The following is a 22,355-nucleotide window of genomic DNA, read 5'->3' as shown; positions in this document are numbered from 1 at the left end:
AATCGGCCCCAATGTCGGAGCGTTCCATGGAATGCCCCGACATTGGGCGATGCCCTCGCCCCGTATAATAAATTCCCATGGAAATCATCTTTGTCCTTGTCGACCCCGAAGAACCGGAAAATATTGGCGCAGCAGCCCGTGCGATGCATACCATGGGCTACAACGCTTTACGTTTAGTACGACCCCAGGCCGATTACCTGGGTGAAAAGGCCTTTGCCCTGGCCCATGGCTCTCAGCATGTGCTCAAAACCGCTCAGGTATATGAAAATCTGGGGGATGCGATCGCAGATTGCGACTTTGCCTGTGCAACCACCGCCCGCCACCGCTACGAAAAACACCACTACACCTCCGTGCGAGACCTCCCCTCCCATCTGCAAGCAAAGGGAGAATGGCTGCATCGAGTGGCCATTGTTTTTGGTGGGGAGCGCTCCGGACTGAAGTCTGCCGATATTGAAGCCTGTGATCTGCTAACAACCATTCCCCAGCATCAGCTACAGCCGTCCTTGAATCTTGCCCAGGCCGTAATGGTGTATAGCTTTGTGCTGTCAGCTGAGCAGACCCAGGTACAGATTACGGATCAACGGCTGAATAGTGAGCCGATGCCTGCTGCAGAATATGCCAGCCTTAAACAACTGTTACAGCAACTAATGACACGGGTGAGTTTACCAGAACGCTATCAAAGCTATGTCATGCATGGTATTGCCCGCTTAGACCGTGAGGATCTCTATGTTATCCATAAGCTGAGATCGGCGTTCAACCACGCCTTAGATCAGGCCCTCACTGGGCAAGAAACCCCGTAAAAATTAAGGGCAGCAATATCAACAGAAAGCCAATAAACAACAGCGTTGCCGGGTCAATGTCAATGACAGGAGGCTTCTTAGACATGGTTCTGATGGTGATGATTTAATGATCTGAGGGTACTGCATGTTAGCTGTCCTCAACAATTCATCTGTTGGCATGTCCATGGTCTGGGGTGTTGACGTCCCTAGTTAGCAGGTGATTTATGAAAAACTACGGATAAATTTGGCCCAGTTTTGCCACCTTGATCCATGATGGAATGGTCTAGGAGTGAGACATTTATGGTGCATCAGAAAAACGGTCTGCTTAGCGATGATGCCTTAACCCGCCCCTGGGATGGGGCCAGTTATGAGTGTTCAATTGCGGTGATTGGGGGTTCAACAGCTGCCTATATGGCTGCTTTGACCGCCCTTAAGCTCAAATTAGATGTGTGTTTGGTGCAGCCCCAGCGAATGGTGGGGGGCCAGTTTACTGCCCAGGCATTGCCCGCATCTGACGATGGGGACCTACTGCGCCACAAGGCCGATCTGACCACGCTGAATGGAGAAGAATTTGCCATTTCCAAAAGCCAACGCCTGTTCCGTCGACGGCAGCGACAGTTACAGCCTGTGGCCGGTCAGATTGTAGAGGATCCAGGCGGCTCGTGGGTATGCCCCCTCTCGACTACCCCAGTGGCGGCGTCAACGGCCTTAAATGAAAAGCTATTGCCCTATCTAAAGTCCGGCAAGCTCACCCTAATTCCCTATGCTGAGCCCACTTCATTAGTGCTGGCAGCGGCCAGTAACGAGACGAGTGTGCGCCGTGTGACCGGGGTGATGTGTCAAGACACCAAAACCAAGCATGGGTTTACGGTGTATGCCAAGGTCGTGGTAGAAGCCACTGATTTAGGCGATCTGCTAGAGGTGGGCGATGTACCCTCACGGGTGGGACAAGAGGCCCGCAGCGAAACAGACGAAGCAATTTTGCCAGAGGACGCCCGACCCCAGTGCCAACAGTCATTTACCTTTGATGTGTTAGTGGAACGTACGCAGCCTGGGAAAGGGGTGCCCATTGGTATGCCAACAGAATATGGACGGGTACCATGGCTCAACCTACAAGAATTTACTGGAGACTTTTGGGTTCGCAAAAACACAGTTTGGAAAAAACGCGATTTCTTTAATGCATTTGGTATTTTTCGCTATCGTCGCTTGTTACGACGTTCTCTGTACAAAAAAACAATCTCCCCTGGCGATGTGGCCGTGATTAATTGGGGAACATCGAGCCACCCGGAGCGGGGTCAATGCTGTGGTAATGACTATCGCACTGGCTACCTGGTGGGGCTTGATCGCTCAGAGCGACAACAACAGATTGCCCGGGCACGTACCCGAGCGCAGGCCTATATTCACTACTTGCAAACCAATGGCTCACCTGATCTCAAACCCCGAGGAGATCTCACCTGGACCAAGGATGGCATTGCCCTGGAACCCTACATTCGAGAGGCCCGTCGAGGCATTGCTATGACCACCATTCGCCATGAAGACGTGGCTGCTAGCTTTTTTCCGAATCAGGCACGTGCCCGTACTTTTAACGATACACTGGGCATTGGTCAATATCATTACTTAGACCTCCATGGCAATCTGGTGGATGGTCATGTGAGCCCTACCGGGAAAGATGTCATTGCCTTACCCTTCACTTTACCAGCGGGGGCACTGGTTCCTATCAATACAGATGGCTTAGTTTTATCAGCTAAAAGTATTGGCACCACCCACATTACCAATGCCGCCTATCGGATGCACCCGGTGGAATGGGCGATTGGTGAGGCCGGTGGCTTTTTGGCAGCCTTTAGTGTGTGGACTGGAAAACAACCCCGTGAGATTGTTCGGAATGAGTCCTTATTACGCAAGCTACAGGGCTTTTTGACCCGCAATGGTATTCCCATTGTATGGTTTGATGATGTAGCCCATACGGACCAAGATTTTGAAGCCATTCAGGTAATGGCAGCGGCGGGAATCGTCAATAGCGAGAATGAGAAAAACCTGCATTTTCGCCCCTATGCCAGCGTTAGCCGTGCGGTTGTTTGTACAGCCTTAGTTAGTCTCTTAGGGCTAGAAAAAAATACTCCAGCTCAGCCATCTTTCAGAGATGTACAGCCTGGCCAGCACTGGGCCTATAGCAATATTGAAACCCTTAAGGCCCAAAATATGGTGGCGGGTGTGGGGCGGGGGCGGTTTGCTCCAGACCAGGCCATGACTCGTCAGCAGCTGGGCTTCTTAGTCAAAAAAGCAATGCCTAAGCACCATGAAGCCGCCTTTGTCGGTACGCCAAGGGATCGGCGCATTGTTCAGCGTCGAGATCTCTCACGGGTATTGTATGCGTTATTGAAAGCTAAGCTCGCGATCTGAACATTTTTTTGATAACAGGACTAGTTGCGCCTTTGTGACGACTAATATCGGCCATTTGCCCGTACTGTTGCCTAATTGAGTGTCCTAAACTCAATTTATAGGTCATAGCCAGAACGAACCATGCCAACTGAACAAATGACAATTTATGTACCCCCTCGGGTGAAGAAGGCAATCAAGCAACTAGCGTGTGATAAAGAACAGTCTATGAATACAGTTGTTGTTGAGGCGCTAGAATTGGCAATTGCCGCCTGGTCTGCTCAAAATGTTTAATAGACACCTAGCGTAAAAATGCTATGTAAGCTTAATTCTGGGCTCAGTTAGTTAACAACTCTGGGCCTAGTTAAACGATACTGTGTTTAGCTAGCAACAAACTTGTGTTCTATAAGCGAGAGCAAGGAGTAAAAGAGATGCACCCTAAATGGTTTGTGTCCTGCTCATAAGAGCTGCTTGTTGGTAGTACACTCTGAGTCCGAGCTCAGATGGCTTACTGAGCTTTTTACGCTTGTTAATAATAATAGGAGAAAACGATCTCCTGTAAACCCTCATGTCCGTTATTCTGAGCATTCTTTATGGTTGCCTAAAGTAACTAGATGTAATGTCTAGGAACTATGAAGTGTTACTAAGAGATTTGCTGTTGATACCATGGGTGAGCATTCTCTCGTATTGTTGTATATTCTTCTGCGGACATTTTATCCAGGTTCTTGAGAATACAGTTCATCCGACCCTGGGTTTGCATAAGTCTCGATGGCGGTGCGTTGCTTAGGGGGGATACTGACGCCCTTTACAGGGTCGCTCTTTTGTATACATTTTTTAACTTATGGTGTTTGGATGAGCACGCGCTAGTATTTGCGTAGTAATAATCCGCGAATTTAAAGTTACAGTTTGCGATGCGCGTATACAAAGCGGGAGGTTGATCCTATGGGTGCATCTGATGCGGCCCCCTGTGTTTTACTAGTGGAGGCCAATGAAGAATTGGCCCAGGATGTCAGTAACGATCTGCGTGAGTCCGGTTACATTCCGTTGGTAGCGACCACGATAGATTCAGGCATTAAGGAAGTTCAAACTCGTCACCCGGCGCTGATTGTGGTCAATCGGATGTTGGCGGGCGAGTCGGGATTAGACCTGTGTCAGCAGTTGCGATCGCAAGGTGATCGTACCCCCATGCTGCTACTGATGGCTCGTGACAACCTGGACGACCGGGTGGCCTGTATTGAGTCTGGGGCCGACGATTATTTTCTCAAACCCTACCGCAGCGATGAATTTCTAGCCTTGGTCAGCGCGTATTTACAGCCTAGTGAGTACGGTGTTGAACAGTTAGTGTTTGGTGAGCTTACCCTCAACATCACCAACCGTCAGGCCATGCGCAGCAGCCGGGTCATTGACCTGACCATGAAAGAATTTGAGCTGCTCAAATATTTAATGGAGCACCCTCGCGAAGTCTTGACCCGCGAACAGATTCTAGAAAATGTGTGGGGCTACAACTTCATGGGTGAATCCAACGTGATTGAAGTGTATATTCGCTATTTGCGCTTAAAAATCGATGGAGAAGGCGAAAAGCGCTTAATCCAAACCGTTCGCGGCGTTGGATACGTATTACGTGAAACGTAGGGTGGGCAAATCTGGTAGGGGCATACTCTTGTGGGTGCCCTGAGGTAACCAGGAGCCGAAGGGACACAGCCACGTAGCCTACAAAAATTGTGATGTTCATTAGAGGAAGACAAGCGTGGCCGATTGGCATAAGCAGCAATATTTTCTGTTACCCGCTCTATGTTGTCTGCTGCTGGCCTGTAGTAGCACAGAACCTACAGCTTCCTCTGGCACTTCTGTGACAGACGCTGCCTCTGATTCAATCGTACTCACTGGACCTGGCCAAGTGCTTCCCATTACCGCTCAAGCGACCATTGTCGGTGAAACCTTTGACTTAGAGGTGGCTGCAACCCCGCGCCAGCAACAGCTAGGTCTGATGTTTCGCGAGGCTCTACCCGATAACCGAGGGATGTTATTTCCCTTTAGTCGACCACGACCTGCCCGGTTCTGGATGAAAAATGTGCCCGTGGGGCTGGATATGGTGTTTTTATATCGAGGTGAAGTGCAGGGCATTTTCGAGGCCCCGCCCTGTGGGGCAGACCCTTGCCCTACCTATGGTCCAGGCAATCTGCTGGTGGACAATGTCATTGAGCTGCGCCTGGGTCGGGCAGCGGAGTTGGGGTTAAAAGAAGGTGATCAAGTTGAGATCACGTTTTTGGCGGGGGAATAGGCTTAGAGGTTTTGTCAAAAGGCAAACTTGGTTGGAGGCCCCCACCCCCCAATAATGGGGGCTTCAGCAATTTAATTTCCTTAGGATTTATCATCGTTAGGGAACTCAAAGCCCCCCAACATATAGCCCAAGGGGCATTCAAGAAAGGGGGATTTAGGGAGCCTGGACAACTGAAAGCATTAGCATTTTGCCGAGACCATTGCTCTACCGCAATACCTGGCTTGCCGCCGATACGCCGCTGCCGGGGGCAAAGCCTTCATACCCGAGGATTTGTAGCGTCGTTTCTAGGGACGCGATGGTGGTGAGGATGTCGCGATCGCACACAAACCCCAAGTGTCCAATTCTGAAGATCTTGCCCTTCAGATGGTCCTGACCGCCTGCTAGAGCAATGTCAAACTGCTTGCGCATAGTGGACCGAATATCCTCAGAACTGACAACGTCACCGGGAATAACAGACGTAACCGCCGGGCTGCTGTAATCATCGGGAGCCAGCAGTGGCAGCCCCAGAGCCTTCATTGCGGCGCGGCAAGCCTGCTTCTGACGTTCGTGGCGAGCAAAGATATTTTCCAGTCCTTCTGCCTTCATCATTTCCAGAGCGGCCTGGAGGCCAAAGTACAGGTTAACCGGTGGGGTAAAGGGCGTGCTGTTTTTGGCAAAGGATTTCCGGTACTTACCCAGGTCCATATAGAACTTAGGCAGCGTAGCATTCCCATAGGCAGCCCAGGCTTTTTCACTGACGGAGACAAAACCCATGCCAGGGGGGAGCATAAAGCCTTTCTGAGAACCGGAAGCAACCACATCTAGACCCAGCTCATCCACCTTCAGATCGTAGGACGCCAGACTGGTCACAGCATCGACAATGATGATGGCTTCACCATGGGCTTTGACGTGCTCATTGATAGCTTCTACGGGGTTGAGCACACCGCTGGAAGTTTCGCTGTGGGTGACGATGACGGCCTTGATCGCCTTGTCAGTATCGGCGGTCAGGGCTGCGCCAAAGTCCTCCGGCTTTAAGGGGACACCCCAGTCTTCTTGAATGACTTGTACATCCAGGCCAAAGGCTTTAGAAATCTGGGCCCAGCGATCGCCGAACTTACCGTTGCTGCCGACGAGGACCTTATCGCCAGCGCTGAGGAAGTTGATAATGCCTGCTTCGACAACGCCGGTCCCGCTGGCGCATAGGGTTAAGACTTCATTCTTGGTTTGGAATAACCACTGCAGACCTTCGTTGATTTCGCCGATGATTTTGCTAAAGTCACCGCTGCGGTGGCCGATGGGGTGTTTGCCCATCGATTGGAGGACCTTTTCGGGCACCGGTGTGGGTCCCGGAATCATTAGCATTGCTTTATTATCCATGGGGTTGGGAGAGCATATCAAAAGTGCATTCCCCAGAATCGCATAAGTTCTGACGTACCTTGCCGCATTTTTGATGTGTTGTAAGGTTTGGGTGCGATCGCAAATGGCACAAGCGACGTTGTCCCTTTATTGGACAGCAATCAAATTAGTGCTAGGTTTTGAACCTGGTGCAGGATGATGGCCCCTGACCGATCTCTGGATATATAAGCGTTAGTGGAAGATTACGTACCGTCAAACTGACTTGTTGCAACTTGAAATAGTCAGCAAAATATAGGGATTGCTCCCCCTAACATCGCCATGGAAACTACTTTGCAACAGCTGACGGCTCAACCTTTGACTGCTGAATTGTTTCGGCCCTTTGGGCAGGTGCTACGCCCCCAGTGGGATGGTAAATCCTATGACTCTGAGGAGGCCCAACTAAAACTGGACGGGGGTATTCCGCGTTTTTACATCATGCAGCTAGAGCGTAAAGGTAGGCGGTTTGATCAGATTACGCGGCATTTGGCCTGTACGCAGTGTTTGGGTTCGCTGGAGGGAAAAGAGTGGCTGATGGCAGTGGCTCCTGCCTGTGAGGGCAGTGCACCAGACCCGGAGCAAATTCGAGCGTTTAAGATTCCTGGAGATTGTTTTATTAAACTTGAAGTGGGCACCTGGCATGCAGGACCTTTGTTTGAGACAGATGTGATTAATTTCTATAACCTAGAACTAAGTGATACAAATATTGTGGATCACGATACGTGCAATTTAAGTCAGACCTATAGGATGAGTTTTGAGATTGTTGAATAGCGGTCAAAATCGTAACAAGGTGGTTTGATTTTGATTTGGGTATAATTTGGGCAAGCCCTTAAGTAGGTTTGGAGTAGTGTGATGACCACCAAAGAGTTAATTTTGCGAGAGTTGGAGCAGCTACCTGAAACGCTTTTAAAGGCTGTGCTGGACTTTTTGATTCTTTTAAGGCCAAAGCAAACTCAGGCTGCAAACGATAAACCATGGATGCAGTTTGTAGGCATTTTGGATGATGCTGAGGCTAAAGATATTCAAGAGGTTATCACTCAGGAATTTGAACAGGTTGATTTAAATGCGTGGTGAAATCGCCTTGGATACTTCAGTAGCGATTCAGCTGCTTAACGGTAACGAGGCTGTTGTTGAAAAAGTGAGTCAGCTATCCAATGTTCTTTTACCGTTGCCTGTTGTTGGCGAGTTGTTGTTTGGAGCTGAGAACTCTGGTAGGCCACTTAAAAATCTAGCTCGGTATTTACAGTTTATCGAAGCGTGTACTGTGGTTCCTATGTCCCGTGAGACAGCGCTTTGTTACTCACAGGTACGGCTGAGCCTCAAGCGAAAGGGTAAACCCATTCCCGAGAATGATGTTTGGATTGGTGCTCAATCGTTGGAAAATCAATGGACTCTGGTAACTCGAGATAAGCATTTTGAGCATATTGATGGTATTCAAATTGCTTCTTGGTAAAACAAGCTTTTCTATTAACTTCCAGATGTTTTTTGTGAGGCAAATTTTTCAAGTAAAACTTTGCTCGGTCTGTTAGATAGAGATACTAATTGGTTAGCTAAAGCCACTGGCACAATAGCATCGTCATACATATCGCATTTCAACTTCTGGATACTTACCAAAATAGGCTCAAGGTTTTGATAATCCTCTCTGCGTGGCTCCATTACTTGAGTAACTTTTTATTCTCATTATCCTAAGTAAATTCAAGGGTTTTCAATCTAGACCTTGAGCTACATCACCTAAATACTTCTGAACAAATGTTTCAGCGGCCTCTGAGTTAAGTGTTCGTAGCGCTTTAACAATATCCACCAACGTCTCAGAGGTAGGATCACGCATCTCATGTACCCAACGATACACATTTGTACGCTCGATACCCAATGTGGCAGCGAGGCTGTATTGACTAATGTCGTAGGTTTCTAAAACCTGCTTTAAAACACGTCCAGCTTTTCCCATGACACACATCGTGTCAGAGGATCATGCACCACAAAAGTATACCTAGTGGACAACTAAATTAAAAGCGTGAACCATTAGGTATGTGTGTCGACTATGCAACTCCGAAGCTTTGTAGCCTTGTCTGATCCTGCTATTTCTCCTGAGTCAGTCCTCCAGCTCTACTCAGTTCCCAAACCTGATCGCGAGCCCGTCAAAATCCTTATCATCGGTTCCCAGGCCGCCGTCAACACCATCATCCACAGCCTTCACCATCACCACTTTGCCGACCCCTATAGCCCAAGGGGCATGCGCTAAAGCGTAGCGAATGGACTCAGTTTTTACCCACCGACCGCCCCATTCAGCCCCAATCCGGCGAATCTATGCGGGCACTGGTGAAGTATTTGCCCCGTTAGTAGACTATTAAAAGCTTTTCGCTAAACACCCTATGGTTCGCTGGTTTAACACAACAGGTCCCTGTGATACCGAGATTCACTACACCGTGACATCCAGTAGCCGTCTGCCAAATCTAGAACGCCTCAGCGCTCAGCGCAACTATTTTGTCCTCCATGCCCCCCGGCAAGTGGGTAAAACGACCGCTATGCTTGCCCTGGCTAAAAAACTAACCGACTCAGGGCAGTATGCCGCCCTGGTCGTCTCCGCAGAACTAGGGGCTCCCTTTTCAGACGATCCAGGAGTGACCGAGCTAGCCATGCTAAACAGTTAGCGCGGCAATGCCCACATGCACTTACCCAAAGATTGTCAGCCGCCATCCTGGCCAGAATCATCAACGGGGCAACGCATTGAAGCTGCTTTAACAGCTTGGAGTCAGGCGATTCCAAGGCCGCTAGTCCTTTTTATCGACGAAATAGTTTGCCAATGATTGCACCCACCTGGCTGACGGCAGCAGGCCAGCTGGATACTAAAGCGCTGCTAGATGCATTTTTAGCTTTTTGGCGACAGCATGGTGAACCATTGCTCAATAGTGCGGCGTATCACGAAATTGCTCCCCATCTGGTGTTGATGGCATTTTTACACCGGGTGGTAAACAGTGGGGGCACATTGGATCGCGAATAAGCCATTGGTAGCGATCTCATGGATCTTTGCCTATGTTATGGCGATGTCATCCTGGGTATTGAGCTAAAAGTATGGCGAGACAAAAAGGCTGATCCTCTAGAGCAAGGTTTGGAACAGTTAGATCGCTATTTGACCCGCTTAGATCAAGACCACGGTTGGCTAGTGATCTTTGATCGTCGTACTCAGGCACTCCCCATGGCAGAACGTTCAGCCACAGAAACTATACGGTCAAATGGGCAGCGGTCAATTACCATCATTCGAGCGTAGAGATTATAGTAATGAATCGGGTATACCAAACCTGATCACCCCATAGAGGTTCGCCTATCGTCGCTTTGTTATCGATAAAGTAGTTGTGGGGATTGGTGTTTGGCGAGCAAGCGCTGTTAAACAAAACCCTGAGAGCGACTATTCGCCCCCAGGGAACAGGTGCGTTGCAGCAGCTAGAGCTGTTTTGCCGTGACTCTAGCTGCGTAACGTAGACTACCCAATTGGCAGTCTATGTCCTATAGTACGATCATGCCGCTCACTTATGCGCAGATAGTACTAACGCCCAGCCAAGTGCTGGGCTTTTTCTTGTCTGCCTGTGCTTCACGCCCTACCAAAAGACTCCAGGGCTTACTCGCTCCCAGGGAGCAGGTGTGCCATGCAGGTTTCAGCCCCGGTTGTCGGGATTAGTGTTTGGCAAGCTGAGGCCATTCAAAAGATTGAATACGCCATAGAAGTGTTTCAGTCCCGGTTGTCGGGATTAGTGTTTGGCGAGTCGGAACAACTCCCCATCATGTGTCAATCTTGATAGTTTCAGTCCCGGTTGTCGGGATTAGTGTTTGGCGAGATTAGACCATGGCTTACATTCTTCCTAACGAAAAGGTTTCAGTCCCGGTTGTCGGGATTAGTGTTTGGCGAGTCATTCACTCAGTTAAGGATGATTTTGATAACGCCAGTTTCAGTCCCGGTTGTCGGGATTAGTGTTTGGCGAGGGACAAGCACCCCGCATCAACAGCCAGCTGAAAAGGTTTCAGTCCCGGTTGTCGGGATTAGTGTTTGGCGAGGCAAAACAGAGATTAGCGGTGGCCCAAAAACAACACGTTTCAGTCCCGGTTGTCGGGATTAGTGTTTGGCGAGTTGGTTCTCTGTCGTCATCGCGCACGACACAGACCAGTTTCAGTCCCGGTTGTCGGGATTAGTGTTTGGCGAGCTCTGCGATCCTCGATAACTGCCCCCCGAGACCCAGTTTCAGTCCCGGTTGTCGGGATTAGTGTTTGGCGAGCCACATCACTTACGTAATCCTCTGTTGAGCGATATACTTGTTTCAGTCCCGGTTGTCGGGATTAGTGTTTGGCGAGTTGAGCCTCGTCCACTCGGCGACTTCGGAGATTTGTTTCAGTCCCGGTTGTCGGGATTAGTGTTTGGCGAGGTAGAGTTACTACGAAATGTTGGCGTTGAGTCTAGAGTTTCAGTCCCGGTTGTCGGGATTAGTGTTTGGCGAGCTCGTTTTCCTGAGGACTGGTCACGTTGGGTCTCATGTTTCAGTCCCGGTTGTCGGGATTAGTGTTTGGCGAGGAGTGGGAGCTGATGGCATATTGGAAAGATTGGAATCGTTTCAGTCCCGGTTGTCGGGATTAGTGTTTGGCGAGTGTCTTCCATGGTCGGACTTCGACGACCTGTGGTGGTTTCAGTCCCGGTTGTCGGGATTAGTGTTTGGCGAGCGTTGAGCGGGCATAATGGTGATATCCCCAACCACCTGTTTCAGTCCCGGTTGTCGGGATTAGTGTTTGGCGAGGGTTGATTGTTCGTAGTCTGAAGACAGATTACATGTTTCAGTCCCGGTTGTCGGGATTAGTGTTTGGCGAGCCATATAGCCTTATTCAGGATGTTTACGGTGTTCTCGGTTTCAGTCCCGGTTGTCGGGATTAGTGTTTGGCGAGGTGGCGTTAGTCCTGCCAATTCAGAGGCTTTGGCTGTTTCAGTCCCGGTTGTCGGGATTAGTGTTTGGCGAGGCTTTATCAAGTACCCACCCTATGCCGGAGGAGAGTTTCAGTCCCGGTTGTCGGGATTAGTGTTTGGCGAGTGGGTGGGAGACTGCGGACTGGAAGCCAACGATCAGGTTTCAGTCCCGGTTGTCGGGATTAGTGTTTGGCGAGACATAGCGGACTTCAGTCTCTCCGTAACAGCGATCATGTTTCAGTCCCGGTTGTCGGGATTAGTGTTTGGCGAGCTTCACAAGAACGTGGTCAATACTCCCACAGTGGTGTTTCAGTCCCGGTTGTCGGGATTAGTGTTTGGCGAGCCTAAAGCGTATAGAGATTCTACAAGAGCTAGATCGTTTCAGTCCCGGTTGTCGGGATTAGTGTTTGGCGAGCGTTTGAGCAACTGGGTGAGGGAGCAGCGCTCCTTGTTTCAGTCCCGGTTGTCGGGATTAGTGTTTGGCGAGCCTGCCTTGGCTGCCCCCGTCCTGTGAGTGTCGTGAAGTTTCAGTCCCGGTTGTCGGGATTAGTGTTTGGCGAGCATCGCCGTCCAACTTCTCGGTGTCTGTGAACGTAAGTTTCAGTCCCGGTTGTCGGGATTAGTGTTTGGCGAGACAAACCCAACGTCTGTCGTAAAGTCTCCTAAGGTGTTTCAGTCCCGGTTGTCGGGATTAGTGTTTGGCGAGGTTATCCCAGACGAGAAAGAAACAATCACTTTCTTGTTTCAGTCCCGGTTGTCGGGATTAGTGTTTGGCGAGCTTTTAATGAAAATTTCATTGAGACTTATCAAAGAGTTTCAGTCCCGATTGTCGGGATTAGTGTTTGGCGAGTCTCTTCCGACTTAAAGATTGCGGCCCGCACCTGCTGTTTCAGTCCCGATTGTCGGGATTAGTGTTTGGCGAGTAACAATTTGTTCGTAATCACGGATAAATGCACGTGTTTCAGTCCCGATTGTCGGGATTAGTGTTTGGCGAGCCAATAACCAGGAAGTTGCTCTCCTGTAGCAACCATGTTTCAGTCCCGATTGTCGGGATTAGTGTTTGGCGAGAAATATCTTCCTCGTTTACAACTGCCTCAGCGTGAGTTTCAGTCCCGATTGTCGGGATTAGTGTTTGGCGAGGGGATGCGTGAGATCTCCTTAGCAGAATTGGATGAGGTTTCAGTCCCGATTGTCGGGATTAGTGTTTGGCGAGCCACCCCCGCCGTCTGAGGCTGCTGTTATCCTGCCCTGTTTCAGTCCCGATTGTCGGGATTAGTGTTTGGCGAGAATTGATACCACCAGCAAATATATTTTCTCTTACTGGTTTCAGTCCCGATTGTCGGGATTAGTGTTTGGCGAGTTTGAGTGGTTTCACGATTTAGGCCCACTGCAAACTATGAACGTTTCAGTCCCGATTGTCGGGATTAGTGTTTGGCGAGTCCAGTATAGCCAAGACTCTGAGAGAGGCCGCAACCGTTTCAGTCCCGATTGTCGGGATTAGTGTTTGGCGAGTCTTTAGAATTATTGTGGCTTAAATGTGGCTTTGGTGTTTCAGTCCCGATTGTCGGGATTAGTGTTTGGCGAGCTTTCTCCCCCGAAAGCCTCTCCACCAAAGCAGTCGTTTCAGTCCCGATTGTCGGGATTAGTGTTTGGCGAGGCGAGGCATTCCTTTCATGAGCCGCCAACCTAGCTAGTTTCAGTCCCGATTGTCGGGATTAGTGTTTGGCGAGTCTTACTATACATATATCGAAACGATACACGACACAGTTTCAGTCCCGATTGTCGGGATTAGTGTTTGGCGAGTTGTCCAGGTTTTCCCCCTTACCGATGAAGGTCCGGTTTCAGTCCCGATTGTCGGGATTAGTGTTTGGCGAGCTCGGTTAATCACGTTTTGCGATCGCAAAAGTTTGAGGGTTTCAGTCCCGATTGTCGGGATTAGTGTTTGGCGAGGACGACTCTCCTCTACATAGATAGAGCAAAGCAACTGTTTCAGTCCCGATTGTCGGGATTAGTGTTTGGCGAGTTTTCGAAACTCCTAATGAATATTTAGATCATTTATGGTTTCAGTCCCGATTGTCGGGATTAGTGTTTGGCGAGCTCCGTACAACTCTGCAAGTATTTCATCTGGAAGAGTTTCAGTCCCGATTGTCGGGATTAGTGTTTGGCGAGATGATTCATTAGAGGATACTGATCAGCTGTGTGTCAGTTTCAGTCCCGATTGTCGGGATTAGTGTTTGGCGAGATTCTTAAAATTTAGAGTAATGACAGGCTTAGTACCTTGTTTCAGTCCCGATTGTCGGGATTAGTGTTTGGCGAGTCCGTAGGCCCAAACGCTTATCAGATAAGGCTTCTACCTATAATTTTGGCAAAGGTCAAAACCAAGCAGTAGATTTATCTGATTGCGATCGCAACCCATCCATCTAAGAAACCTAAAACTATTCAATTATCAAGGTTCTAGCCATTTGGCAAACCCCAAGGGATTTTGCCCTCACTTCAGTTTGCCAAACAAATCAGAAATCAGGCATTAGCCATTTAGAAAAATTAGCATCACAGAATAATAGCCGTCTCCTGACGCGGTTGCTCAGACCCATAGGTAATCGTCCGCTTAACGGCTCCCGAATCCAAGACATAGACTCTAACAGAATCCTCATCTGGCTTGATCAACGTCTCTACTTGAGTCTGTAACTTAGCAAACTGCATACCCGTCAGAAAACACTCAAACACACTGTACTGGGTCCAGGTACCATAGCCAGATAAGAGCTTATGCAACCGATTACGGCGTTTATTAGCAGCTTTAGAATCAGGTAGGTCGTAAATAATTAGGTAAAAGAGCGTCGTCATTATCGCAACATCAAACCCTTATACTCAATTCCCTCTTGCAGATATTTAGCCAACAATCTTGCCTGTAAAATAATTGCCCGTCGATAGCTACACCGATAACCAAAAACAGGATGTTTAAACTCATCATTCATTTTACGATCAAAAGCCTGCAAAAACGACTTGCGACCATTATCTGATAATCGATAAGCCCCCAAACTCTCAGTAAAATCTTTTTGTTGAATCGCACGATTGTTGATTGCTGCTAGAACCAAGTTATCAGCGATCAATGGGCGAAATTCTTCCATCAGGTCTAGCACCATAGCAGGCTGGCCATGATGAACCTCATGAAGATAACCAATATAAGGATCAAGGCCAGCAATATGGACCGCTGCCGTAACTTGACTGCGTAAAAGCGCATAGGCAAAACTTAACAACGCATTGACCGGATCAGTAGGCGGTCTACGGTTGCGTCCTGTAAATTGCCAGGACTTGTCTAACATGTTTGCCCAATTTGCAAAATATTCGCGAGCCGCCAACCCTTCTATCCCACGTACTTTATCCAAGGTTTTCTGTTGATCAACCATGCCCTTGCGTTGTTTTAGTGGATTATCTTTTTGGCCATGGCGATAAAGCACCGCATACTGGTTATGGATTTTGGCAGTAATGATTGCCTTTACCAGGATTAACCGTTGCTCAGTATCGCGATACATTCCATACTGAGCAAGCCGTAGCTGACCATTCCGTGAGTGGCCAGGCAACGCAGCACCCAAATACTTACCAAAAGTCGATAGATAGTGCACTGGCATGCCTAGCTCTAAGGCATACATTAAAGCATCGCCCGTTACCTGGGGATTGCCCATTAACACTACCTGCTCTACAGTCTGAGCAGGAATCGATTGTTTTTTCCACGAACCATCCTCTTGTTTGAGAACAACATTGAAAGCTTCGTACTTTTTGCTAAGAACAGCGTCTGGTTGAGTAATATAAAGAGAAGACATGGTGAAGAATTAGCGGTGGACACAAGCTTGGAGAGATTTGGTCTCCATCGGAAGACAAATTTCCTGAAGGCTGCATGCTTGACATTTTTTGCGATGATCGATGGGGGCAGGGATCGATTGAGTAACAGCTGCTTGAGCATTCGCGATCGCACCCTCAGTCGCCTGTCTTAACTCTTCAGTAAAGGGCACATGTTCACGTCTACGATTAGCATGGTAAAAAATCTCGCCATGGTCAATCGTTCGACCTGTGCGTTCTTCGATGCATAGGGCAGCGGCACAGAGCTGAAAGTGATCGCTAAGGTGTTGGCCCATACGACCTTTTTTATATTCAAGCGGCACCAGCTGACCATGGGTTTCTTCGACGGCATCGATTTTGCCGGAGACCATCAGACGATTGCTCCAGACCCATTGTTGTTGGTAAATGCGCGTATCGCCTTCCTGACGAATAGTTTCTTCATCAATGTTACGATGGAGGTGACGACCCATAACAAGATGGGCATTGTCTTGCATTTCGCCAAGTTCGTATTCCAGGTAAAACCGGCGAGGACAATATTCCCACGCATTTAGATATGCGAGGGGAAGATAATGTTCATTCATGATTAGGGTGAAAGAGCAGCGACTAAAATACGCATAAGATCGTCTAAGTCTTCAGGAGCACGATAACTATCAAGCCCCTGCTCGATATGTTTAGTGTTACGGTCGAGCTGACCAAATTGCCAAACTGTTCCGGTTGTTATAGCTCCAAGTAAAATCGATTGTTCTGGGGTTTTCTCCCATTGATCCAGGGCGATCATTTCTGCAACAAGCTGGGTAAATCCGTAGTCTAAATCTTGGCGCTTTGCTTCGATAACAAGTAGTTCTGTTTGGGTTCTGAGTAAATAGTCTAGATAACCTTGAAGTTGGGTACTGACTTTAATGGGGTATTCGATCCGTAACTGGGCTTTTGTGTAATGGACTAACTCGGATACCACACGTGAAATTAGTACTTCGCGTCTTGAAGTTTCGCTGGCCAGGTTTACGTAGGGTAGGATTTCTTCGATGCGATCGCACAGTTCCTGAATCCGGTCTAGTCCACCTGGAAAGCGAGGTAGGTCCAGCCGTTTGCGGCTCAAGGTATAGCCTAGCTCCTGGGCCAGTTCATCAGCCGGTATCTTCAGCTCAAAGATTTTGCTAAAGGTATAAGACTGATCGGGCTTAAGCACCTGAGTCATGCTGTACTCCTTGACTTGCTGTGGGCTTGATCTGGTTTCATTATCGTTGTTTAAGACGGGTTTGGCCCATACCCATGGCGGTTTTACGGCCTACGCCTGCAAAATAGGCAAAGTGGGCCAATATATTGGCAATCCGAGCTTGCTCTGGATCGGGAAAGTTATATTTAACCCAGCCAACTGAGCCGATTTGGGGACCTCCTTCCATTCGAATGGCTTTGGTTTTAAGGTCGTAGGCGGCAACCCAACCATTCCATTGGATTTTGGGAAAGGCTAAGGCTTCTGGGGCAAAGGTGTTCCAGCGTTTGAGGAGGCTACCGAAGACGCTATGGGCTAAAGGAAAGGGTTGAATGTGTTGGTCTTGTTTGAAGCTGGTGGGAGAGAGAAATTCAAGGGTAATGTCCTGACCAAGACTGGGGGCTTTCGCTAAAAGTGAATACTGGGAAGAGCCGACATGAGGATGACTTCCTGGCATGGCATATATTGCCTTGATGGAAAACGGGAAATCTACCATGACAACTTTCCCTAGTCCATGATTTTCTAGTCCCTTTAGTAGGGGTGAAATCAGGTCTCCATGCAAAATGCCTGCTCTTAAGGTGAATTCATCACCCGCCTTGACAAAGTTTTTTTTACGGCGATGCCCAATCAGCCCTGAAATACTCAGGGGGGCTCCCTGGATGTTATGCACTTGACTACCCAACTCAGGATCCGCATTACTTAGCCAGGTCATAATCTGAGCATGGGTAGCACGGTTTAGGTTTCTGGGTAAGGCACCTTGTTTTGATGCGACTAGTTGTATTGCGATCGCATGCAAATTATCTGATTCACTAAGCTGTGGCAGCATATCCAACTCCATAGGCTAAATCAGCCGGTAAATTTTTCCCGTTAGGCAATTGCCAGTAGGCTCCTTCTAGCTGGGCCTGACTCACGAGGCTCACAGGTGGCATCACAATGCGGTCATAGAGCTTTAGCTGGGTCTGTGGTGGTAAATCCATAGGGTTCAAAGGATGAGTACAGATGAAGGTTCCTTGTTTTCGCTCGATATCAGCCAGAGGAAAATATTGCACATGGATTTTCCCGGCCCATTTTCCTAATCGAATCCATTGCGGTAGAGTCTTTATCTCTAGCGCTTGAGGTGAGATTAAATATGTGCGGTAGGTACTCCCCACCGCTAGCTCTTTGGCACGACCAAAATTGATTGGATAGTTACGCTTGGCTCCTTTGGCACCAAACTGTTTAGACTGGCCATAATAGGCAACCTGAGCCGCCTTAAACGTATTCACTTGATAGCTCCACCGCAATGGTTTTGCAGGAAAGAGATACAGCCCTGAACCATTCAATTGCAATAGATTTTGCTCATGGTCTGGATCAAGATAGCCTGGTTGTTGGGCTGTCTTACCCTGCATTCGATAAGGACGGGGAATATGAGTTTCTGAGAAAAAAGCATAGGTTAATGCCCAATTATGTAAGTACTTCTCAGTTTCATAGAGTGTCCCCATTTCACGGGTGGCAAAAAAAACATTGTCATGGAGTGTGAGATTGCATTGATAAATATGCATGTCTTTGACTCCCTATTTCTTCTTTTTGCCTTTGGCCATTGCGCCATAGGTCGTGGCATAGGCAGTGGTTTGCTCATATAGGGTCTGAAGCTTCTCGCTAAGTTGAGTTTCATCCTGATAAATGGCAGAAACCTCTCCAAGTAACTGGGTTAACTCATCACCAAGAATGACTTGATTTTTACGCACAGGTTCATTCTCTAATAGTGGCTCAATTAGTCCAGTTGCACGTTGGCAGAGTGTGTCAATCGGTGCTGATAGATCTGACTTACTGGCATCGTATAGAGCTTGAGTAAAATGTAAGTTACTGAATATTTCACCATCAGTAAAGACAATGCCAACAATATGATTTTTGACCGTTCCAGTTCGAGTCTCTTGAGCCCCATACCGTCGGGTGCGCAGTAAATTACCCAATACATATATAAAGCCCTCTAAAGTCGAATCCTTCAGAGTTTCAACCGTTGGAAAGGTGACTTCAGGCAAAATATGGTCCAGCTCATTAATAGAACTCCGCATCTCACCCTTTTCACTCATGGTTCCACCTTCAAACGGTGCATTAAAGGTAAAACTTTTGTGAGAGATTTCGTAGGGGCTTAACGAAAAAGCAGAATCCGAATAAACCTTAGATCGTTCAGAGCCACTATCACCAATAGCAAAGCCGTAAATAATACAGTCTGGACAATGTTTACAAGATTTTTCGCCATTGTATTCACAATATTTGGCTTTATCAGTTTCGTCTGCACTGGTCAGGTCCAATGCCCTTAGCAGTTCTCTTCCAGCTAGTCGTTCCGGTGTCGTCTGTTTCCGTTTGAACATGACTAAGCGACTAATTGTCTCTTTAGTTTTAGCACCAGCCTGTGTCCTTGCTGTATTTAGTACACCATCCGTTTGAAACACTGGAAATGACTGACTATGACGTAGCATCAAAAAGTGAATGTATTTACCAGAGGCAAGACGGGGAAAGGCACTATGCAATTCAGGCTTTAACGTTTCGAGAATAGACATAACACAAAGTTCCTTTGATGAATTTTGGTGGGCTTCTTTGGACAAAATTAGGCTGCTGATTCAGTTTCTGTTTCTGATTCCGCTTCTTGCTGTACGTCTTCTAAATTCAGCATCAGATAGGCGAACTCAACACCAGACTTGATTCTGTTTCGATTTTCCTGAAGTAAGGCAATATCCTTTTGGTACTGTCCCTTAAACAACTGCTCAACACAGGTAGTCATAAATTGTTGGATGGCTTGTAGTTCCTGTGCTTTACGTAGAGCAATATCTTTGGACTTATTTAGCAAGAGAGGTCTGGTATAAACTTCCTGACGCTCAAGCGCATCTTTGAGCTGGCCAGCCCCTTCTAAAATCAAGTCTTCTTCAGGAAGATCTGGCGGTACAGACAAAATAGTGTCAAGGGCTTTTGTTAGAGGTAACAAAATTGCATGACTTGAAGCGGTGCTACGGACTTTATAAAACTGTCGATATTCTTGGGCTAAACGTTTAACGAGAGATATCTGTTCTTCCATGATGGCATCTCCTTGAGACCAAAGTTGAGCATATTTCCAATAACGTTGGGCGTCGTCTGGTGTAGGGTCACGTTTTCGTTTACGACAGCCTGATTCCGCCAGACTAAATAGGTTCAGCACGTTACTCATTAGCTGTCGGGCAGTATCTGGCAAGGCTCGCCAGCGTGGGTCTGGTTTATCAGCCTGATTTTCGAGATGCACACTGTAGGCGATCAGTAGACGCTGCATAAAATCTTCGATGCGTTGAATACGGCCCTGGTGGTATTCCTCTAGGTGAATAGAATCAGGTAAGTTGAGAACACTCCAGAAGTTAGCAAGCCCATCTAATTTGATAGATTCTCTAAAATCACTGTCACTTCTATATAGAGGCGTTTGGCTAGCTGTGGCCACGACCTTAATACCTAAGAACTTGGCAATTAAAAGAGATAGAAAAGCAGGCTCTGCCCAAGCATCGGTGTGAGTTTTACCCCGTGTAGTGGTATAGCTGATACCTAAGAAAGGTAAGTCTTGCCCAGCATATTTTTCGTCATTAAATCGCCCCTCCTCAGGCTCTGTCTCCGAAAGCCATGGAAACTGTTTTAGTGCGTTGATATCTAAATCGTGCTCAAGCAAGAACTTATGTAATTCCCAAAAATTCACTCGTTTGAGGTCATTGACTAATACACGCACTGCCTGGGCTACCTGAGGCGAGTATACATAAGCGGGATACATGTACAGGAAGATAGGCTGCTGGTCTTCCATTTTGCCAGAGGGTACAGCCCATTTTGACTGCCGTAAAAGCATTTCCAGAGACCAGATTTTGGAAATGCCCCGTTTGATTTGTCCACCCCCCAATGGATTCTTATTACTGTATTGCTGAGGCTTAAAAAGAACTACAGAGTCCATCTGATCTTCTGAGATAAACTCACCTGAACTTAGAGAGCAAATGGGCTGCTTGGAGGCTTTAGTTTTAGCAATGGTATAGCGTTCTAGTTCCTGCTGAAATGATCCTTTTGTATTATCCCAACCCGATATTTCAAGATACTGATCGAGATAACTAAGAAAGGCATCTTTAGTCGGATTAACAGTTCCTGGTAATAATTGTTTCTCTGTTGCCCAGTCAGCAAGGGCTGTAACGAACTCCTCTAATATTTCAGAAAACTGCTCTGTGTCCAATGTTTGATGTTTCAGAACATATTCAGCGGTAGCTCGGTACCAACCATAGTTGACACCACCTTTTTGTACCTGAGTTTGTTCAGGTGTTATTTCATCCTGAATGTTTAGCCACTCTAGTACCCATGGTGTGAATTCAGAAATTTTACTAAAAAATTCCTTTTGAACAAGACCAATCAGCTCAGCTAAACGGTCACTGCGAATATCAGCCACCGCACCAAGCCGTTCTCGCTCAGTTTCACTTAGTTCTAGACTGGCAAGTCGTTTTGGTGTTGCTGGGGCTTTTTCATTTCTGACTTTAGCTATAATGACTTCTGGCAACCCTCGAATAAGTTGCTCAGGGGGAAATAGCTCTAACGTTTGAGGTGAAACCTTCACACCTTTACCATCACGTTTGAAGCCAATATCTCCTCCTAACATGGCTCCAGAGAGTATTGCCTCAACAGAGTTCCATAGAGCATGTTTAAGATTGTCAGGTTCTGGCACCTCTGTTTCTGTGGGGGCTAAGTACACAGCCCCTTGAGCAAAATACAAGATAGGCTGCCAGTCTTCTTGTGCAGTAAAGGCTAAAACAGCGTTGTGGATACCATTACTTAAAATACCTGTGACATCCCGCAGGCGATGATAAACAAGCTTCCCTGATATACCGAGGCTATCTAAATGATCCTGCAGCCGATCACCACGGGTTGTTGTGGCGATTTCAGCAGGATTAGTCATATGGACTGCCACATCACCAAAAGCAAGTAGTGGTCGTAATGGATTGAGTAAACGGCGATTACGTATGTTGAAGTCTGGCCAGTTTCGTGGGGCTAAATTAGTGCCATGTTTGCCCTGAGTATTTTGAGCAAGAAATCCAATTTCTGATACATAATCTTGCCACTCAGTCCAAAAACTTCCAAAATCTAGCATTTGTCCCATTTCGTGACAAAGCGCCAGGATACTATCTACTTCATAAGCTTTGGGTGGATCGTCTTCTTCCCCCTGGCAGTACTTGTTATAATCGTGCAACGTTAAGCCCAGGCACAGCAACCGTTTTTCGGCATCAGTTAAATCACTGTCTGGCAACAATGGAATGAGGTTCCAAGCGGTTAGCAAACCATTGAGGACATGTACGAGCAAGCTCTGATCAGCACTGTTTGACCATCGTTGTGCTGTTTCTTCTGCATAGGAATGTTTTTTACGTGTTAAGCGATCAAGGTGGACCTCATAGGACCCACCTAGGGCAGTAATAGAACCAAACTTCTGATCCATTGCAGGCAAAACCGTATCAATGAACTGTCGCAAAATAGGATCAGTATCAGCAGCGAGGGTGTTAATTAGCAGCGTTTGTAATAGAGTTGCCATAACAGTTTTGG

Annotated in this window: 19 protein-coding genes, 1 pseudogene and 1 CRISPR repeat array; of the genes and pseudogenes, 10 read left to right on the top strand and 10 right to left on the bottom strand. The window is 47.6% G+C overall.

Translation table 11 applies throughout. The annotated features are described in order from the left end of the window. Positions 1-77 precede the first annotated feature (77 nt). The 5 genes from U2F10_RS32960 to U2F10_RS32940 all read left to right on the top strand — a co-directional run bounded on the left by U2F10_RS32960 (position 78) and on the right by U2F10_RS32940 (position 5,436). Positions 78-800 carry an RNA methyltransferase gene (locus U2F10_RS32960; RefSeq protein WP_490793320.1) on the top strand — a complete coding sequence of 241 codons (723 nt, stop codon included), beginning with the start codon at positions 78-80 and terminating at the stop codon, positions 798-800. Between the two features lie 279 nt (positions 801-1,079). After that, positions 1,080-3,179, top strand: a complete 2,100-nt coding sequence (locus U2F10_RS32955; protein WP_499874431.1) for an FAD-dependent oxidoreductase — start codon at positions 1,080-1,082, stop codon at positions 3,177-3,179. Positions 3,180-3,299: 120 nt separating this feature from the next. Then, positions 3,300-3,449 carry a hypothetical protein gene (locus tag U2F10_RS32950; RefSeq protein ID WP_006518404.1) on the top strand — a complete coding sequence of 50 codons (150 nt, stop codon included), beginning with the start codon at positions 3,300-3,302 and terminating at the stop codon, positions 3,447-3,449. A 648-nt stretch (positions 3,450-4,097) separates the two neighbouring features. Continuing rightward, positions 4,098-4,787: a response regulator transcription factor NblR gene (gene nblR / locus U2F10_RS32945; protein WP_006518405.1), complete on the top strand. Its 690-nt coding sequence runs from the start codon at positions 4,098-4,100 to the stop codon at positions 4,785-4,787. A gap of 115 nt (positions 4,788-4,902) precedes the next feature. Then, a complete protein-coding gene (locus U2F10_RS32940; protein WP_163671351.1) occupies positions 4,903-5,436 on the top strand; it encodes a DUF192 domain-containing protein in 534 nt (177 codons plus the stop codon). Positions 5,437-5,640: 204 nt separating this feature from the next. On the opposite strand, the gene U2F10_RS32935 is transcribed toward U2F10_RS32940, so the two are convergent. Continuing rightward, on the bottom strand, positions 5,641-6,792 hold the full coding sequence (locus U2F10_RS32935; RefSeq protein WP_499874429.1) for a pyridoxal-phosphate-dependent aminotransferase family protein: 1,152 nt from the start codon (positions 6,790-6,792) through the stop codon (positions 5,641-5,643). Between the two features lie 297 nt (positions 6,793-7,089). On the opposite strand from U2F10_RS32935, the gene U2F10_RS32930 reads away from it, so the two are divergent. The 3 genes from U2F10_RS32930 (at position 7,090) to U2F10_RS32920 (ending at position 8,260) form a co-directional block, all read left to right on the top strand. Beyond that, on the top strand, positions 7,090-7,578 hold the full coding sequence (locus U2F10_RS32930) for an ureidoglycolate lyase (RefSeq protein WP_163696331.1): 489 nt from the start codon (positions 7,090-7,092) through the stop codon (positions 7,576-7,578). A gap of 81 nt (positions 7,579-7,659) precedes the next feature. After that, a complete protein-coding gene (locus tag U2F10_RS32925) occupies positions 7,660-7,881 on the top strand; it encodes a hypothetical protein (protein ID WP_163696329.1) in 222 nt (73 codons plus the stop codon). Continuing rightward, complete coding sequence (locus U2F10_RS32920) at positions 7,871-8,260, top strand: type II toxin-antitoxin system VapC family toxin (protein WP_163696328.1); 390 nt, start codon at positions 7,871-7,873, stop codon at positions 8,258-8,260. Before U2F10_RS32925 ends, U2F10_RS32920 begins: the two co-directional genes overlap by 11 nt. Positions 8,261-8,512: 252 nt before the next feature. Here U2F10_RS32920 and U2F10_RS32915 read toward each other — a convergent pair whose 3' ends face one another. Continuing rightward, positions 8,513-8,752 (bottom strand): helix-turn-helix domain-containing protein, encoded by a 240-nt coding sequence (locus U2F10_RS32915; RefSeq protein WP_163696326.1) that lies wholly within the window; start codon positions 8,750-8,752, stop codon positions 8,513-8,515. Positions 8,753-8,845: 93 nt separating this feature from the next. On the opposite strand from U2F10_RS32915, the gene U2F10_RS32910 reads away from it, so the two are divergent. Together U2F10_RS32910 and U2F10_RS32905 are read left to right on the top strand one after the other, a co-directional pair. Further along, complete coding sequence (locus tag U2F10_RS32910; protein WP_499061947.1) at positions 8,846-9,046, top strand: hypothetical protein; 201 nt, start codon at positions 8,846-8,848, stop codon at positions 9,044-9,046. A gap of 130 nt (positions 9,047-9,176) precedes the next feature. Continuing rightward, positions 9,177-10,072 (top strand): annotated as a pseudogene (locus U2F10_RS32905) (hypothetical protein). Between the two features lie 382 nt (positions 10,073-10,454). Further along, positions 10,455-14,066: direct repeats of the CRISPR family, unit length 37 nt; unit sequence GTTTCAGTCCCGGTTGTCGGGATTAGTGTTTGGCGAG. 230 nt (positions 14,067-14,296) lie between these two features. On the opposite strand, the gene cas2 reads toward U2F10_RS32905, so the two are convergent. Genes cas2 through cas10d form a run of 8 tightly spaced genes read right to left on the bottom strand, consistent with a single transcriptional unit; the run spans position 14,297 to position 22,344 of the window. Further along, complete coding sequence (cas2, locus tag U2F10_RS32900) at positions 14,297-14,590, bottom strand: CRISPR-associated endonuclease Cas2 (protein ID WP_499874428.1); 294 nt, start codon at positions 14,588-14,590, stop codon at positions 14,297-14,299. Next, the gene (cas1d, locus tag U2F10_RS32895) at positions 14,590-15,567 is read right to left on the bottom strand and encodes a type I-D CRISPR-associated endonuclease Cas1d (protein WP_499874427.1); all 978 of its coding nucleotides are present in this window, start codon (positions 15,565-15,567) and stop codon (positions 14,590-14,592) included. Before cas1d ends, cas2 begins: the two co-directional genes overlap by 1 nt. A 9-nt stretch (positions 15,568-15,576) precedes the next feature. After that, entirely contained in the window at positions 15,577-16,164 is a 588-nt protein-coding gene (gene cas4, locus U2F10_RS32890) for a CRISPR-associated protein Cas4 (RefSeq protein WP_499874425.1), read from the bottom strand. A 2-nt stretch (positions 16,165-16,166) separates the two neighbouring features. Continuing rightward, positions 16,167-16,778, bottom strand: coding sequence for a hypothetical protein (locus U2F10_RS32885; RefSeq protein WP_499061951.1), 612 nt, complete (start codon positions 16,776-16,778; stop codon positions 16,167-16,169). Positions 16,779-16,818: 40 nt separating this feature from the next. Continuing rightward, positions 16,819-17,619, bottom strand: coding sequence for a CRISPR system precrRNA processing endoribonuclease RAMP protein Cas6 (gene cas6, locus U2F10_RS32880; RefSeq protein WP_250565576.1), 801 nt, complete (start codon positions 17,617-17,619; stop codon positions 16,819-16,821). Further along, a complete protein-coding gene (gene cas5d, locus U2F10_RS32875; protein ID WP_163696315.1) occupies positions 17,603-18,334 on the bottom strand; it encodes a type I-D CRISPR-associated protein Cas5/Csc1 in 732 nt (243 codons plus the stop codon). The genes cas6 and cas5d overlap by 17 nt, the downstream gene beginning before the upstream one ends. A 12-nt stretch (positions 18,335-18,346) precedes the next feature. Beyond that, entirely contained in the window at positions 18,347-19,336 is a 990-nt protein-coding gene (cas7d, locus tag U2F10_RS32870) for a type I-D CRISPR-associated protein Cas7/Csc2 (RefSeq protein WP_163696313.1), read from the bottom strand. 47 nt (positions 19,337-19,383) lie between these two features. Beyond that, positions 19,384-22,344, bottom strand: a complete 2,961-nt coding sequence (gene cas10d / locus U2F10_RS32865; RefSeq protein WP_499874423.1) for a type I-D CRISPR-associated protein Cas10d/Csc3 — start codon at positions 22,342-22,344, stop codon at positions 19,384-19,386. Positions 22,345-22,355: the final 11 nt, after the last annotated feature.

Source organism: Leptothoe sp. EHU-05/26/07-4 (assembly GCF_043421015.1).
Classification (GTDB): Bacteria; Cyanobacteriota; Cyanobacteriia; order Phormidesmidales; family Phormidesmidaceae; genus Leptothoe; species Leptothoe turfae.
This window is presented reverse-complemented; position numbering and strand designations above follow the sequence as displayed.

Bases quoted from the DNA above. Each gene is read 5' to 3' on its own strand.
- U2F10_RS32960 (WP_490793320.1), top strand. From the start codon at position 78: ATGGAAATCATCTTTGTCCTTGTCGACCCCGAAGAACCGGAAAATATT.
- U2F10_RS32955 (WP_499874431.1), top strand. From the start codon at position 1,080: ATGGTGCATCAGAAAAACGGTCTGCTTAGCGATGATGCCTTAACCCGC.
- U2F10_RS32950 (WP_006518404.1), top strand. From the start codon at position 3,300: ATGCCAACTGAACAAATGACAATTTATGTACCCCCTCGGGTGAAGAAG.
- nblR (WP_006518405.1), top strand. From the start codon at position 4,098: ATGGGTGCATCTGATGCGGCCCCCTGTGTTTTACTAGTGGAGGCCAAT.
- U2F10_RS32935 (WP_499874429.1), bottom strand. From the start codon at position 6,792: ATGGATAATAAAGCAATGCTAATGATTCCGGGACCCACACCGGTGCCC.
- U2F10_RS32930 (WP_163696331.1), top strand. From the start codon at position 7,090: ATGGAAACTACTTTGCAACAGCTGACGGCTCAACCTTTGACTGCTGAA.
- U2F10_RS32925 (WP_163696329.1), top strand. From the start codon at position 7,660: ATGACCACCAAAGAGTTAATTTTGCGAGAGTTGGAGCAGCTACCTGAA.
- U2F10_RS32920 (WP_163696328.1), top strand. From the start codon at position 7,871: ATGCGTGGTGAAATCGCCTTGGATACTTCAGTAGCGATTCAGCTGCTT.
- U2F10_RS32915 (WP_163696326.1), bottom strand. From the start codon at position 8,752: ATGGGAAAAGCTGGACGTGTTTTAAAGCAGGTTTTAGAAACCTACGAC.
- U2F10_RS32910 (WP_499061947.1), top strand. From the start codon at position 8,846: ATGCAACTCCGAAGCTTTGTAGCCTTGTCTGATCCTGCTATTTCTCCT.
- cas2 (WP_499874428.1), bottom strand. From the start codon at position 14,590: ATGACGACGCTCTTTTACCTAATTATTTACGACCTACCTGATTCTAAA.
- cas1d (WP_499874427.1), bottom strand. From the start codon at position 15,567: ATGTCTTCTCTTTATATTACTCAACCAGACGCTGTTCTTAGCAAAAAG.
- cas4 (WP_499874425.1), bottom strand. From the start codon at position 16,164: ATGAATGAACATTATCTTCCCCTCGCATATCTAAATGCGTGGGAATAT.
- U2F10_RS32885 (WP_499061951.1), bottom strand. From the start codon at position 16,778: ATGACTCAGGTGCTTAAGCCCGATCAGTCTTATACCTTTAGCAAAATC.
- cas6 (WP_250565576.1), bottom strand. From the start codon at position 17,619: ATGCTGCCACAGCTTAGTGAATCAGATAATTTGCATGCGATCGCAATA.
- cas5d (WP_163696315.1), bottom strand. From the start codon at position 18,334: ATGCATATTTATCAATGCAATCTCACACTCCATGACAATGTTTTTTTT.
- cas7d (WP_163696313.1), bottom strand. From the start codon at position 19,336: ATGTCTATTCTCGAAACGTTAAAGCCTGAATTGCATAGTGCCTTTCCC.
- cas10d (WP_499874423.1), bottom strand. From the start codon at position 22,344: ATGGCAACTCTATTACAAACGCTGCTAATTAACACCCTCGCTGCTGAT.